The sequence below is a fragment of the Variovorax sp. 05N34 genome (assembly GCF_056397405.1).
In genome coordinates this window covers 148141-162681 of sequence record NZ_JBFTNI010000007.1, presented here as the reverse complement: position 1 = coordinate 162681, position 14541 = coordinate 148141, and the positions used below count along the sequence as shown (strand labels likewise).

Here is a 14541-nt window from a genome sequence, read left to right as displayed (position 1 = left end):
TGCGGACGCAGTTCACAAAGAGCTCGTGGCCGCAATCAGTTCGCAGAGGTGTCCTTGACCACGGCCGATCAGCAGCCACCCGCAGCGAGTCGCGCTGCCAACTGCCTCGCCGTTCGTGCGCTAGCACCCTTGCCGGCAATCGCCACCGCCGGAGGGTTGGCCAGCATTCGCTCGAAGACAGCCTGCACCTCTGCTGCACAGATGTCGTCGATCACCGCAATCGCTCCGGCTATTGGCGTCACGGTTGCGCTGGCAAAGAGCTCCTCGACGGCCTGCTCCATCGCCGGGTAGGTCCGTTCTCCGGCACGCACACGCGACACGATCAGTTGGTTCTTCGCCCGCTCCAGGTGCACCGGATCGATATTCGTGGCCTGCTCACGCAACAAGCCGGCCGTCGACGACACCAGCGCGTCGACCTTGTCCGGGGTCGTGACCGCATGAATGACGAAGTTGGCCCAGACGTCCCCGGTGTCCATCGTGTGCGCTGTGTAGGCCAAGCCGAGCTGCTCCCGGATTCTGTCGACCAGGGGCGCCGACATCCCGCCTCCAAACAGGTTGGCGGCCACCGACGCCGCAAGGCGCCAGCGCTGCTGCGAGATTTCATCGTCCCGCACAGGCGATAGTGGGTAGGCGATGTTGAGGAAGACTTGAGACACCTGCGGAAATCGCCGGGCCACGGCCAGCCCCACGTACTTCGCGGGCTTTGGCGGCAGCGGCCCGGGCAGCGGGGCCGAGGGCATCGCGTAGAAGAGTTCCCCGGCGAGCGCCAGCCAGGCTTCCACATCGAAGTTCCCGGCCGCCGCGACGACGGTGTTTTCCGCGACGTGGTGGGACTGGACATGCCGCACCAGTTCCTGCCGGGTAAAGCCTTCAATGTTCCCGACAGTGCCGATCACCGGCATGCCCATAGGGTCGTCGCCCCAGACGGCGCGGTCAAGCAGTTCGCTGGAAGCGTCCTCCGGGTCCTCCTCGTATTCGATGGCTTCCTGGCGGATCACCTCCAGCTCCCGCTGAAGTTCGTCTTCGGGAAACGTGCTGTTCAGGACGATGTCGGCCGTTATACGCAGCAGATGCTCCGCATGCCGGCCCAAGCCGGTCATGAAGTAGCCGGTGGTGTCCTTGCCTGTGAACGCATTGACCTCCGCGCCCAGCCGCTCCGCGTCCAGGTTGATGGCCTGCACGGAACGGGTGACGGTCCCCTTGAACGCCATGTGCTCAAGGACATGGCCGATGCCGTTCGTGAGCGGGGTTTCGTCACGGGAGCCAACGCGCAGGAACACACCCACACTGACGCTCTGCACGTGGGGCATGGGAAGCGCGAGCAGCCGCACCCCGTTCGCAAGCGTGCGAAGGACTACGGGGGTGGGCTCTGTCGAGAGCAAACCCATAGCTCAACGGTCCTCTGGCTGCTGCAGTCTCACGCCGATGCCGTAGAGCGCGAGCAAACCCAGCACGTGCCCGACAGCAACGCCGGGCTCCCCCGCTTCGATGCGCCCTATGGTTTGGATATGCACGCCCAGGCGCACGGCCGCTGCGGCCTGTCCCTCCCCGGCCGTCGTCCGGGCCAGCCTGGCCGCTGCACCCAATTCCCGAATCGAGTGCAGGGCGTCACCACCGATGTCTGCCGAGATGCGCTTGCCTTTGGTCATGAGGGCATTGTCGCTGCCCGCACCTTGCCCCCAACTGTGACCCAGCGGCGGGGTGCCTTCGACCCCATGAGAGATTCTCAGCAGGCGACCCCGCGCCCGACGGGGCTTCCAATGGACGGTTTGCGCGGACGCTCGTTGAGCAGCGGCTCCGGTCCTTCCAGGTTGGATGGCGAAAGTACGCCGTCGCCCCGTTTCCAGTCGTCCAAGTCCGAGGACACCTCCGTATGGACGGCCGGTCCCAAGGCATTGCAGTCATCGCCCCTGCTTGCCCTCTAGAAACCTTGCCTTCGAAGAGTCAACGTCCGCTGTGTCCGGCGTCGAAATGGGAGTTCGGGCCCTGTGCTGCCGGTCGCGATCGACCGTCCTACGTCCAGTTTGCGGGCGAAAACAGACATCGATGTCGCTACCCCTAGATCCGCTCCCTGGGGATGCCGGTCACGGTCACAGGCGAGGGATCGCGCGTCGCCCGCTTGAAGATCGACGGCGAGACGCCGGTGTGCTCCTTGAAGAAGCGCGAAAAGTTGCCCGGCGCGGAAAAGCCCAGATCCATCGCGACATCCGTCAGTACACCACCTTCGGCGACTCGGCGCATGGCTTCCTCGACCCGCACGCCGCTCCAGAACACCTGTGGTGTCGTGTTGAGCTGATCGCGAAACAGGGCAAAGAAGTGCGCGCGCGACAGGCCGACTTTTGCCGCGATCTCATCAATGGTCGTGAGCTCCGACACGTGCTCGCGCATGTGTGCGATGGCGCTGCGAAGCCGGTGGTCGAGCATCACGCCCACACCTGCCACAGGCGCCTCCGCGCCGTCCGTGGTCGATGCCGCAATGGCGGCCTCCAGCAGTCGCTCTACCTCGTCATCGATGGCCGGGCGCGACTTGTCCGCGGAGATGATCAGGTCGAGCACGCGCCAGCACGAGCGGCGCATCGCCGAGCTGATGGGAACGCGCGGTGAAGGGAAGCGGAAGTTGCGCCCGGTTGAATTTCCCAGCGCGTCCAGCCATTGCTTTGAGATCATGAAGACGAGAAAGAGGCAGGAGCCGTTGCCTTCCATCACCATGTCGTGCGCCTCGAACGCGTTTACGCCCAGCGCGAGGTTTTCGCCGTAGGGCACGACCTCGGCGCCCACTTTCGCGACGGCGCGCGTGCCACCGAGCCACAGGGCCAGCTGCGATTCAGAATGGGCGTGCGACACCAGGTTGGCGCGCGATTCGAGAACGATCGCCGTCCCAAAAGCTCCCTCGTGCAGCGCGTAGGCCTCGGCCATGAATCCAGTCCTTCAAGGTGGTCGACGGGTGCAATTGTTCGCCTTCGCGAGGCCTGAAGCGGCCTGAACCCCGGGTAAGTCCCTAGCACTCCACCAGACTCCCTGATACGTCGCCGGATTCGTCGATAAGCGCCCAAAGCGCTGCGTTCTTAAAGTTGCTCCATGCCCGCGGCACCTTCACCGGAACCGCAAATCCGCAGAGAGAAATCACAGGAGCCAACAGAAATGCGCATCGCCACCTACATCGCCGACGGCATCCGCCGCGTGGGACTTGTATCCGACGACGGCCTCACCCTCCAACCCCTCGAACTCACGCCGCAGCAAGCAGCCGCGGGTGCCTTGAGCATCATCGAATCCATGGCCGAGGGTGGCGCTGCACCGGTCGCGACCGGCGCTGCCATCAAGGTCGCGGATGTCGCGCTCGACGCGCCGCTGCCCAAGCCCCGTCGCAACCTCTGGTGCGTGGGCCGCAACTACCACGCGCACGCCAAGGAACTCTCGGCATCGGTATTCAAAGACAGCGGCGCGAAGACCGACGAGTGGCCCATCGTGTTCACCAAGGTGCCCGAATGCGTGGTCGGCCCGCACGACGACGTGCTGGTGCCCAGCGCGATCTCGACGCAGATCGACTACGAGGCAGAACTCGCCGTGGTCATCGGCAAGGGTGGCAAGAACATCACGCGCGCTGCCGCCATGGAGCATGTCTTCGGCTACACGGTCGTGAACGACGTGACGGCGCGCGACGTGCAGATTCGCCACGGCCAGTGGGACATGGGCAAGTCCTTCGACACCTTCTGCCCGATGGGCCCGTGGATCGTGACGGCCGACGAGTTCGACGGCACCAAGACTCGCGTGCGCTGCTGGGTCAACGGCGAGTTGCGCCAGGACGGCCCGACCGAGAACATGATCTTCGACATCCCGACGCTGATCGAAACCATCTCGCGCGGTATCACGCTGTATCCGGGTGATGTCATCGCCACGGGCACGCCGGCCGGCGTCGGCATGGGCATGTCGCCGCCGCGCTACCTGAAGGCGGGCGACGTGGTGCGCGTCGAGATCGACCGCCTTGGCTCGATCGAGAACAAGTTCGTCTGAAGCGCAGCGCAATGACGACTCGATTCATCAACGAACTGGCCGTCGAGATCGACGGCAACGGCGAAGCGCTGCTGTGCATCCACGGACTCGGCGGCTCGTCGAACACATGGACGCCTTTGCTGGCCGCCCTGTCGGGCTTCAAGGTGATCCGGCCGGATTTGCCCGGAAGCGCACGCTCGGCGCTGTTGGCGGAGCCGCTCTCGATTGAAGGCTATGCCGCAGCGCTCGAAGCTTTGCTCGCTGAGCTGGGCGCCGAATCGGTGCACGTGATGGCGCACTCGCTTGGCACCGTCGTTGCGCAGCATCTCGCCGTGCGCAACCCTGGCAAGATCAAGTCGCTGGCCTTGTTCGGGCCGCTGGTTGCGCCACCCGAAGCGGCTCGGCCGAACATGGTGGCGCGTGCGGCGGCAGCGCGCGGCGGCGCGGCGGCCATACAAGAGATTGCCGACGCCATCGTCAAGGGCGCCACCAGCCAAGAGACGAAGGCTGAGCAGCCCGCAGTGCTGGCACTGGTGCGCGAAAGCGTGATGCGCCAATCACCCGAGGGCTACGCCCAAAGCTGCGAAGCGCTCGCCGCCGCGCAGTCGGCCGAGATCGACCGCATTGAAGTGCCAACGCTGCTCGTGACCGGCGACCAGGATGGCGTTGCGCCACCGGCCAACGTCGCCGCGATGGCGGCGCGCATCAACGGTTCGCGACAGGTGGTCCTTGAAGGCTGCGGCCACTGGACGACCTTTGAGAAGCCGCAACGCTGCATGCAGGAACTCGAACAGTTCCACGCATCGTTGCGCTGAATTTTTTCCACCGCCACACGTTCATCAACCCATTTCCGGCACCTCGGGCCGGAGGAGACAAGCATGACCCGCATCGCATTCACCAACGTCCGCATCTTCGACGGCACGGGCGAAGACACCTACACCGGCGACGTGCTCGTCGAAGGCAAGCGCATCGTCGAAGTCACCCGCGCACCGAAGCGCGTGAGCGTCGACGACGCCCGCGTCATCGACGGCAAGGGCCGCTTCCTGATGCCCGGCATGACCGAGGCGCACACGCATTTCTCGTGGAACGACCAGCCGAGCCTCGCCGCCATCCAGTTCATGCCGCCCGAGGAGCACATGCTGTGGTGCGTGCGCGTGGCCAAGCGCTATCTCGACATGGGTTGGACCTCGGCTATCGGTGCCGCTGCCGCGAAGCCTCGACTCGACGTGGTGCTGCGCAACGCCATCGATGCGGGCGAGTTCCCCGGACCGCGCTACCTCGCGGGCAGCCAGGAAATCACCACCATCGGCGCGCTCGGCGACAACACGCTGCCGCACATGAAGTTCGAGGAACTGAGCTTCGGCAGCGTGTGCAGCGGCCCGGAAGAAATCCGCAAGTCGGCGCGCACCTTCATCAAGTACGGCGTAGATCATCTCAAGATCAACTTGTCCGGCGAATACATTGCCGGCCTGCCGGCCGAGATGTCACCGTTTGCGGAGGATGAGGTCGCGATGCTCGCGCAGGAAGCCAAGCGCTATGGCAAGCGCATGGCCGCGCACGCCCGATCAAGCGAGTCGGTCAAGCAGTGTGTGCGACATGGCATCGAGATGGTCTACCACGCCAGTTTTGCGGACGAAGAGGCGCTCGACATGCTCGAGGCCGCCAAGGACAAGCACTTCGTCGCCCCCGGCATCGGCTGGCTCATTCGCACGACCTTCAACGCCGCCGAGTACGGCATCACCGAGGCCGTCGCGACGCAAATGGGCTACAAGCGCGAGTTGGAGATCGCCTCTGCATCGCTGCGCAAGATGCATCAGCGCGGCATCCGCATCCTGCCGGGTGGCGACTACGGCTTTGCTTGGATGCCTCACGGCACCAACGCCAACGACCTGCAGTATTTCGTCGACTACATCGGCATGACGCCCAAGGAAGCGCTGCTCGCAGCGACCAAGCTGGGCGGCCAGATCATGCTGCGTCCGGACGAACTGGGGCAGTTGAAGGCGGGCTACCTGGCGGACATCGTGCTGGTGGATGGTGATCCGCTGAAGGACCTGTCGATCCTTACCGATCCGGCGAAGATCCAGCTCGTGATGAAGGATGGCGTGATCTACAAGGATTGCGCGACCCCCGTGCCTGCGGAGGCTGCGCTGCATCTGGAAGGGGCTGACTTTCCGCTGCGTGAGGAAGGCGTCAAGGAAGCGCTTGCTGAAATGCATTGAGCCAAACTAACCCAACGGGGGCGGTGGCAACGCCCCCGCTCTTTTCTTTCGACCGCAATGCAAGCGCAAGCTGACGCTGAAAATCACGCCACGCACGACGGCTTGTGGCCGACTGAAGCCTCTCGGCTATCCGGCGCTTCGGGCCCGTGGCTGCCGGTCAATTCGGCGCGCCAGAAGTCGGCTTTGAGTGCGAAAGCGGGCATCGGCCTCTTCGCATGAACCCGAGGTGTTGAGCGCGTACGTGCCGCGAATCTTTGAACAACAGTTATGGCGCAGTTGCACGGACGACACTGCCGCCACAAATGAAGTTGCCGCCTCCTAGATGATGGATCGTCTGCAGCGCAGCGTTGCTATCGTCGAACAACCAATGACCGTTCCTGAAGATCCGTGCATCGGCTGCTGCGCCGACGACTTCGGCGAAGCAGGTGTCGTAGGCATCTTCGCTGTGCGGCTCAGGAATCAAGCGGCACTCGAGCCAGGCTGAGCAACCGGAAGATAAGACCGGCAGTTTCAGTACTGGGCTGGTCTCCGTTCCGATGGCGAAGTGTTCAAACTTGTCCATGGTTCGACCGCTCGTGCTGCCCACCGCGTGAGTGAGGTCAACGAGCGCATTGCCGGGTAAGCAGATGGCAAATGTTCGGCTGGCTGCAATCAACTCGCGGGTGAATGTGTGCTTGTCGATGACCACGGCGATGCGCGGGGGCGTGAACTCCACCGGCATCGACCACGCCGCGGCCATGACGTTGCGGCGGGTGCCGTCAGAACTGGTGACCAACACCGTCGGTCCGTGGTTGATCAGGCGACTGGCGTGCTCAAGAGCCACTGGCTGAAAGTTGTTTGTGTTCGACATGCCGGCGATTGGACAGCAAGACAGAAAAGCTCGCCAGTCGAGGCGAATCGACAAAAAAAGCATTGGGAAAATTGATGCTCAGAACCGTTTTATATCGTTTTCGGTTATGCGAATCGCTCCTTACAGTCTCCTTTCCCTGAACTACATCACCACGAGGACACCATGAGCGAAACCCATCAACGTATTCCGTTCCATCTTGCTTTTCCTGTGCGCGACATCGCAGAAGCACGCGCCTTCTACGGGGAGCTGCTGGGTTGCCCCGAAGGACGGAGCGCGCCCGAGTGGGTTGACTTCGACTTTTACGGTCATCAGATTGTTGCGCATCTGGCACCCGACGAGTGCGGCCACAAGCAGAGCAGTGCCGTCGACGGCCACGATGTGCCGGTCAAGCATTTCGGCGCCATCCTGCCGACGGACAAGTGGCAAGCCATGGCGGACAAGTTGGTCGCGAACAAGACCGCGTTCGTCATTGAGCCGTACATCCGTTTCAAAGGCGAACCTGGCGAGCAAGCCACGATGTTTTTCCTGGATCCATCGGGCAACGCCATCGAAATGAAATCGTTCGCCAATCTCGACTCTCTGTTCGCGAAGTAAGGAGACCCCAATGAGGCTTCAATCATTGGTCGCCACCAGCGTTGCCGCTGCCTTCCTGACGTTCTTGGGTTCGGCGGCTGCGCAGACAGACACGCTGAAAAAGATCAAGGAGTCGGGCGTTGTCACCGTGGGCGTGCGCGATGCCTCGGGCGCCATGTCGTTCACCACCGGACCCGGGAAATACACCGGCTTCCATGTCGAGATTTGCGAGCAGATCATTGCAGACATCAAGAAGGCGACGCAGCTCGAGAAGCTGGAAGTGAGATACCAACTGGTCACGCCCCAGAACCGCATCCCGCTCGTGCAGAACGGCACGGTGGACATCGAATGCGGCACGACGACCAACAATGCGGCACGTCAGAAAGACGTCGCCTTCGCCCCTACCCTTTACGTGGAAGGCGTGCGCATCGCTGTCAAGTCAGCGTCCAGCATCAAGTCGACCGCGGATTTAGCGGGCAAGACGGTGGTAGCGACCACCGGAAGCACTTCCGTGCAACTGCTGAGAAAGCTAAAGAGCGATGCGACGGAGCTGACGGCCAAAGACAACAGCGAAGGCTTTCTGCTTCTGGAGACCGGCCGCGCCGACGCTTTCGTGGCAGATGGGCAGATCTTGGCGACGCTCATTTCAAAGAGCAGGGAACCCGCGCAATACAAGCTGCTGGACCAAGTGCTGAGTACAGAGCCCATTGCCATCATGTTGCCGAAAGGCGATGCGGCGTTCAAGAAGCTTGTCGACCAGAGCGTCGTGTCGCTGGCCAAGGGCGGGGATGCAGCGCGCATCTACGACAAATGGTTTCTGAAGCCGATCCCGCCGCGAAACGTGATCGTGGGCCTGCCCGCGACCGAGATGACCAAGGCCGCCTGGGCAAATCCCACCGACAAACCCATGGAAGAGTACGAGGCGCGCTAAGGCCTCGAAGGAAACACAACGGCGGAAGTGTCGATGGCGTGGCCAGTGCCTTTCATCCGGGGCCTTGATGTACGGCTTCACGAATGGGCAGTTGCTGGGCGGCCCAATCCAGAATCCTTTCGATTCGTGCAGAAGAACGGCAAGGTGCGGGAGATCGTGACGCATCTGGATGTGCTAGCCGTCACGCCGACCACCGCACTGGTTCGGGTTGACATGGAAAAGGACGCCATCGGTGCTGACTACAACGACTTCCTGACGCTGATCAAGACCAATGGCGACTGGAAAGTCATCGCGAAGGTTTACCACCAATTCGAGGATTGAGGCGGCGCTTGCTCGATGCACTGCGTCGAGTGCCTGTCGTCTCCACGATGGCCTCAGAGGCCTCCACAAGGCAGCGCGAAAATTGGGCAACGATCGGCGAGCTTGTCCTGGTCCGGCGCTGGAGCAGCCCGATCTCCCGATAAAAGGTGTGTTCGCCCAATGACACCACCCGGACGCTGTCCGGCAGCGGCAGGTGGGCTTCGACCATCGGAACGAGCGCCACACCAACGCTGTTCGCCGCAAGCTGGATGAGTCCGGCGATCTCGTCCAACTCGATGGCCTCCTTCACGGTGACGCCTTGTCGCCGCAGGAAGCCTTCGACCATCCGGCCGCCAAAAGACACGCGGTCGTAACGCAGAAACGGCCGCTCTTCCAGCAGCGCACGCCAGTCCCTGCCCCTCGACCCATCCCTAGGAACAACGAGAACGAACGGTTCATGGACGAGCGCCTGCCACGTCATGTCGTGTGGCATGCCGAAGGGCGGTCGAATCATCACAGCCGCATCAATCTTTCCGGCGTCGAGATCGTCCATCAGCCGCAGAGACACGCCAGGCGCAACATGGACGCGGACCAAGGGAAGCGCTTGACGGAGGTTCTCGAGCGCACGCGCGACAAGCGTGGACTGCGCGGAGGCGATGGCGCCAATGCGCAAGACACCTTGGGTCGATTGTTCATCGGGCGGATCGCCCAGCTTCGCGTAGAGCGCGCAGAGCACCTCTGCACGCGCAAGGACGATTTGCCCGGCACTGTTCAGCGTCGCGGAGCGCCCCGTCCTGTCAAACAGGGAGAAGCCCAGGCTCTCCTCGATTCGCCGGATCTGGCTGCTCACCGCCGATTGCGTCAGGCCGATGTGCTCGCCAGCGGAAGCGAAGGTTCCATACTTGCAAACGGCTATGAGGGTCTTGAGCTCTGCGATCATGGGCCGAGCATGTCCAGGATCGATCGAAAAATCAACAACTGAGCAGGCGGCGGAATGCGATTATTCGATCGCTCACTACATCCGTACGGCCATCCTGGCGCGTCACCCGAAACGCTGAGTCTGCGCCTATCTGAACGCGGCGCTCTGGCCGTGCCCACAGCGCGTGCGGATGCCTGCTAACGCTCCAAAGCCGACCTCTGCTGCTCGTGGTCCACATCCACCGAGGTCTCAGACAACTCTGATTTCGACCAATCGCGCTACGCGAGCCACTGCCCCGTTCTATGCAAGCGACTCGGCGCCGACCAGCCGCACATGGGCCATATGCGCAGCTTTAGAGGTCCTGAAGGCGTTGAGGCCGCCAGCGTCGTAGCGAGCAGCGGCTTGGTTTCCATCCAGATCCTCGAGGAGTCGTAGCCCGGTTTCGAGCAGCAAATCGTTGATGGTTCGGGGGTCGAACCCAGATAGAAACGCTTCTCCGGCAGCAGCGACGTTGCTCTTGAGTCTGAGAAACTCTTCATCGACTGCATGGTGCGGGCCAAGGATGGCCTCGTCAACATACGTGAAGACCATCTCGCTTCCCGCACGCGCGCAGGTGGCAATTGATCGAAGGGCTTTGAGGTTTGCCTCCCGGGTCAGGTAAGTCGTGACGCCCAACCAGGAAAAAAAGGTGAGACGGTCGCCCTGAAACGAAGATCTCGTCAGCGCCGTTCCCAATGCCTCCATCGACAGGTCGGCTTCGACGAATTCCACGGAGCCGGGGACGCTCACGTCACAGGCAGCCAGGCGTTCACGCTTCAGCCGCTGCGTCGCCGGATGATCCACCTCGATGATCGTCACGCCCTCTGCCCATGCTGGGCGCCGGCAGATGAAGCTATCGAACCCGGCGCCGATGATGACGTATTGAACGATGCCGCTCGCTACGGCCTGCTTGAGCGCGTCCTCCGTGTATCGGGACCGAAGGATCACGCCCCCGTAGGCGGGATTGGACCGAAGAGCGAGGTCGAGACCCTGAACGCCATCCAGTGTCAAACCCGGCTTGGTGGCCTCTATGCGTGCCATCGCACGCTGAAGCAAGGTGGACTGCGCCGATTCCGAGACAAGGCGATCTCCCCACGTATCGCTCAGGAGTGGCAGGGGGTCGTTGCGCGAATGAACTGCTCGCATGAGCGAAGTTGCAAGTGCGGTGCGGCTGGGTGTCGACGGGTTCAACAGATTCTCCAAGATTGCTGCCTAGACGAGCGAACGGCAGCTTACAACCGAACCGTGAGGCTGCAATGGGCCCGGACCACCATTCCGGCGCTGATGCAAACAGTCATTCGGTGGCACGCAGTCAGCGCGGCCATGCTGCTTCAACCATCCGATCACTGTCGCCCGCTCCGTCCGCCGATGATGCCGGTGAAGGTCAAGTTCCGAAGTAGATCAGCCGGTCGCAAAGGAATGCGCCGATGTCATCAGGTATCGGCGATCTCCCTCGTTCGACGGACAGATTCGACCGGCTGCAACCAAGTCTGTGGCTGAACTACCTGCCAAGCTTTGCACTCCCTCCTGGCACTCCCAATGCCACTCGTACGCTAGTCGCTAGTCGCTAGTCGCTAGTCGCTAGTCGCTAGTCGAGCAGCTGGAAACTTTTAGCCGAAAATATCCACAATCCAATTTGTTAGCAAATTCGCCCCCCTGCCCTCGCAGAAAATATCCACAACCTTAGCAAATCGACGTTGGACGTAAGTTTGCTAAGGTCAGGGACATTTTCGACTAAGGCATCCCGAGTTGCGGATATTTTCGGAACTTCAGCACCGCTGATGTCGCTCCAGACTCACGCTGGCGAGCGCGTAAAAGTCCTTCTCTGAAGTGCGGCCCCCACACAGCTAGGACGTAGCCGAGCCGAAGAGATCGGCCTGTCCTCTCTACTTTCCCGATATCGACTCCGCAGGGCGGTGGACTCACCGCCTGCGAACGCCTGCTTTCGAGGGCGGCCGCTGGAGTTGCTGAAGGACCGGATTGGGCCTGTGGCGGAGGTCGCTTTTGGGCCGAGGGCGTGTGAAAACGCTTCATTGATCGTCTCACTCAAAATAAAATTCGCCAACCCGTTGCAGCGAGGTGGCCCATGAAGCGATTCATCGAAGGCGAAGATCGACAGCAGGTGACACTGCTGCCCGAATGCCTTGACGACTACATCGGTGAGGACAATCCGGTGCGAGTCGTCGACGTCTTCGTCGAGGAATTGGACCTGCAGGCGATGGGCTTCAAAGGCGTTGAGCCCGCAACGACGGGTCGCCCTTCCTACCACCCCTCTGTCCTGCTCAAGCTCTATATCTACGGCTATCTCATTCGCATCCAGTCGAGTCGTCGCCTGGAGCGCGAGGCGCAGCGCAACGTGGAGCTGATGTGGCTCACCGGCCGTCTGGCGCCTGACTTCAAGACCATCGCCGATTTCCGCTACGACAACGGCCCGGGCATCCGAAACGTCTGCAAGCGCTTCGTTGGCCTCTGTCGAGAGCTCAAGCTGTTCACTCACGCGATCGTGGCCATCGATGGCAGCAAGTTCAAGGCGGTCAACAGCCGCGACCGCAACTTCACTGCCGGCAAGATCGACGGTCGTCAGAAGCAGATCGAGCAAAGCATCCAGCGATACCTCGATGCCATGGAGACGGCGGATCGCACCCAGCCGGTCGAGTTCGAGGCAAAGACCGAACGGCTGCGCGACAAGATCAAAAAGCTGCGCGAGCAGATGAAGCAGCTTGATGAGACGAGGGAACAGCTGAAGAAGGAACCCGACGGGCAGCGTTCGCTCACCGACCCTGATGCGCGCTCGATGCTTCAGTCAGGCAAGAGCACGGGCATCGTTGGCTACAACGTCCAGACCGCCGTCGATGCAAGGCATCACCTGATCGTGGCACACGAGGTGACCAACGAACCACGACCGGGCGCACCTCAACAAGATGTCACTGGCCGCGCGCGAGGCGATGGGCAAGACCAAGCTGCAGGCCCTCGCCGATCGCGGGTACTTCAGTGGCAAGGAGCTCAAGGACTGCGAAGACGCGGGCATCACGACCTACGTTCCCAAGCCGATGACCTCCAACGCGAAGGCCGAGGGGCGCTTCGACAAGAGCGACTTCATCTATATCGCCAAGGACGATGAGTACCAATGCCCCGCGGGGCAGCGGGCCATCTACAGGCTCAATACATTGGAGACGAACGGCAACGAGATGCGTGTCTACTGGACCAGTGCTTGCCCCCAGTGCCCGATCAAAGATCAATGCACGACGAGCACGTATCGGCGCATCCGTCGATGGGTGCACGAGGAGGTGCTCGAACGTGTTCAGCAACGCCTGGACCGCAAGCCCATTGCCATGACGCTGCGAAGATGTACGGTGGAGCACGTGTTCGGAACACTCAAACACTGGATGGGCTCGACGCACTTCCTGACGAAGAAGTTGGAGCACGTGAACACCGAGATGAGTCTGCACGTGCTGGCTTACAACCTGAAGAGGGTCATCGCGATCATGGGTATGAGCCAAACGATGAAGGCGATGAGGCTGCTGGGGGCCTGAACCTCTTTAATGGCCGGTGCAACGCTCTCGGCCATTCAGGCGCGTGCCAAGTCACCCGTTTCTGCGACGAGGCCACTGGATGACTCCGTGACGTCGATGACGGCTTCGCGATCGCGAATTCTTGCTCGCGCCGAAGCCGTTTCCACACGCCCTCGGCCTTAAGCGGACATCGGGCCTTCCCGGAAGCGACCATGAAAACAGAAGCTTAAGTCGCCACAGACGCTTGGCGCAGTTTGCCGAGTTCAGCGGGCAGTTCATGCACTGTTAGCCGTCTCAGCGGTCTTGCACACTGCGGCGTCCCCTGCTAGCAGCCATTCGCGAAACTGCGTCATGGCCGGTGATAGAGCCTTCGACTGCAATCGAGTGAGCCAGTAGCTGCCCACCCGGACCTCTACGGCGAAGGGCTGAACAAGACGACGCATCTCCAGGTCGTGCTGCAACATGCTCGCCGGAAGCAAGGCAACGCCGGCCCCCTGTGCGGCCGCTGCCGCTAATGCCAGGGAGGAATCGAGCACAGGCCCTCGCATAGGCTTAGGCGATGCGCCTGCTCCTGCAGCGGCAAACCATCGGCTCCACTCATCGCTGCGATAGGAGCGCAACAGTGTTTCTCCCAAAAGGTCCGCCGGGCTGGCGAGCCGCTGTGCGATCGAGAGGGTACAAAGGGGAGTCAGGGGAGCGTCGAGCAGCAGTTCGGCATGCGTTCCGTGCCAAGCGCCCTCGCCAAATCGGATGGCGAAATCGAGGCCCTCTCCGGCCAAGTCGACCTTGTTGTTGTGAGTCATGAGGCGCAGGTCGACAAAGGGATGGTTCTTCTGGAACGACTCGAGTCGGGGCATCAACCAGCCCACTGCAAAGGTGGAGACTGCTGCAACAGTAAGGGGAGCGTGGTGAGCACCGCCACGGAATTGCTCGACGATGGTGCCAAGGCGTCCAAATGAATCAGACAGCATGGGCAACAGGGCCTGGCCCTCGTCGGTAAGTGTGAGTCCGCGCGGCAGCCGACGAAATAGGCGCACTCCAAGGCGCGTCTCCAGGTTCTTGACTTGAGCGCTCACTGCTGCCTGGGTGACGTTCAGCTCCAAGCCGGCGCGCGTGAAGCTCAAGTGCCGTGCAGATGCTTCGAACGCACGCAATGCGTTGAGGGGGAGGGACATGGCCAAGATTATCTTGGGTATTCCCCCTGAAAT

General features: G+C 61.9%; 13 protein-coding genes and 1 pseudogene. 7 read left to right on the top strand and 7 right to left on the bottom strand.

The window, feature by feature from the left end:
* Positions 1 to 68: 68 nt before the first annotated feature.
* From AC1DMA_RS19775 to AC1DMA_RS19765, 3 genes are all read right to left on the bottom strand, one after another.
* Positions 69 to 1388, bottom strand: coding sequence for a M16 family metallopeptidase (locus AC1DMA_RS19775; RefSeq protein WP_478145283.1), 1320 nt, complete (start codon positions 1386 to 1388; stop codon positions 69 to 71).
* A 3-nt stretch (positions 1389 to 1391) separates the two neighbouring features.
* A complete protein-coding gene (locus tag AC1DMA_RS19770) occupies positions 1392 to 1649 on the bottom strand; it encodes a helix-turn-helix domain-containing protein (RefSeq protein WP_478125405.1) in 258 nt (85 codons plus the stop codon).
* Between the two features lie 409 nt (positions 1650 to 2058).
* Entirely contained in the window at positions 2059 to 2916 is an 858-nt protein-coding gene (locus AC1DMA_RS19765) for a helix-turn-helix domain-containing protein (protein WP_478125404.1), read from the bottom strand.
* A 225-nt stretch (positions 2917 to 3141) separates the two neighbouring features.
* On the opposite strand from AC1DMA_RS19765, the gene AC1DMA_RS19760 reads away from it, so the two are divergent.
* From AC1DMA_RS19760 to AC1DMA_RS19750, 3 genes are all read left to right on the top strand, one after another.
* The gene (locus tag AC1DMA_RS19760) at positions 3142 to 4011 is read left to right on the top strand and encodes a fumarylacetoacetate hydrolase family protein (RefSeq protein ID WP_478125403.1); all 870 of its coding nucleotides are present in this window, start codon (positions 3142 to 3144) and stop codon (positions 4009 to 4011) included.
* 11 nt (positions 4012 to 4022) lie between these two features.
* Positions 4023 to 4805: an alpha/beta fold hydrolase gene (locus AC1DMA_RS19755; protein WP_478125402.1), complete on the top strand. Its 783-nt coding sequence runs from the start codon at positions 4023 to 4025 to the stop codon at positions 4803 to 4805.
* Positions 4806 to 4868: 63 nt separating this feature from the next.
* The gene (locus AC1DMA_RS19750) at positions 4869 to 6209 is read left to right on the top strand and encodes a metal-dependent hydrolase family protein (protein ID WP_478145282.1); all 1341 of its coding nucleotides are present in this window, start codon (positions 4869 to 4871) and stop codon (positions 6207 to 6209) included.
* A gap of 265 nt (positions 6210 to 6474) precedes the next feature.
* On the opposite strand, the gene AC1DMA_RS19745 is transcribed toward AC1DMA_RS19750, so the two are convergent.
* Positions 6475 to 7059 (bottom strand): flavin reductase family protein, encoded by a 585-nt coding sequence (locus AC1DMA_RS19745; RefSeq protein WP_478125400.1) that lies wholly within the window; start codon positions 7057 to 7059, stop codon positions 6475 to 6477.
* A gap of 162 nt (positions 7060 to 7221) precedes the next feature.
* On the opposite strand from AC1DMA_RS19745, the gene AC1DMA_RS19740 reads away from it, so the two are divergent.
* The 3 genes from AC1DMA_RS19740 to AC1DMA_RS19730 all read left to right on the top strand — a co-directional run bounded on the left by AC1DMA_RS19740 (position 7222) and on the right by AC1DMA_RS19730 (position 8884).
* Complete coding sequence (locus AC1DMA_RS19740; RefSeq protein WP_478145281.1) at positions 7222 to 7653, top strand: VOC family protein; 432 nt, start codon at positions 7222 to 7224, stop codon at positions 7651 to 7653.
* 10 nt (positions 7654 to 7663) lie between these two features.
* Positions 7664 to 8563 carry an amino acid ABC transporter substrate-binding protein gene (locus AC1DMA_RS19735; RefSeq protein ID WP_478145280.1) on the top strand — a complete coding sequence of 300 codons (900 nt, stop codon included), beginning with the start codon at positions 7664 to 7666 and terminating at the stop codon, positions 8561 to 8563.
* 126 nt (positions 8564 to 8689) lie between these two features.
* Entirely contained in the window at positions 8690 to 8884 is a 195-nt protein-coding gene (locus AC1DMA_RS19730; RefSeq protein ID WP_478125397.1) for a nuclear transport factor 2 family protein, read from the top strand.
* Here AC1DMA_RS19730 and AC1DMA_RS19725 read toward each other — a convergent pair.
* Both AC1DMA_RS19725 and AC1DMA_RS19720 read right to left on the bottom strand, forming a co-directional pair.
* Positions 8850 to 9803 (bottom strand): LysR family transcriptional regulator, encoded by a 954-nt coding sequence (locus AC1DMA_RS19725; protein ID WP_478125396.1) that lies wholly within the window; start codon positions 9801 to 9803, stop codon positions 8850 to 8852. The genes AC1DMA_RS19730 and AC1DMA_RS19725 overlap by 35 nt on opposite strands.
* A 279-nt stretch (positions 9804 to 10082) precedes the next feature.
* The gene (locus tag AC1DMA_RS19720; RefSeq protein ID WP_478125395.1) at positions 10083 to 11012 is read right to left on the bottom strand and encodes a class I SAM-dependent methyltransferase; all 930 of its coding nucleotides are present in this window, start codon (positions 11010 to 11012) and stop codon (positions 10083 to 10085) included.
* Between the two features lie 895 nt (positions 11013 to 11907).
* On the opposite strand from AC1DMA_RS19720, the pseudogene AC1DMA_RS19715 reads away from it, so the two are divergent.
* Positions 11908 to 13354, top strand: a pseudogene (locus tag AC1DMA_RS19715) (IS1182 family transposase).
* 254 nt (positions 13355 to 13608) lie between these two features.
* On the opposite strand, the gene AC1DMA_RS19710 reads toward AC1DMA_RS19715, so the two are convergent.
* Positions 13609 to 14508: a LysR family transcriptional regulator gene (locus AC1DMA_RS19710; protein ID WP_478125394.1), complete on the bottom strand. Its 900-nt coding sequence runs from the start codon at positions 14506 to 14508 to the stop codon at positions 13609 to 13611.
* Positions 14509 to 14541: the final 33 nt, after the last annotated feature.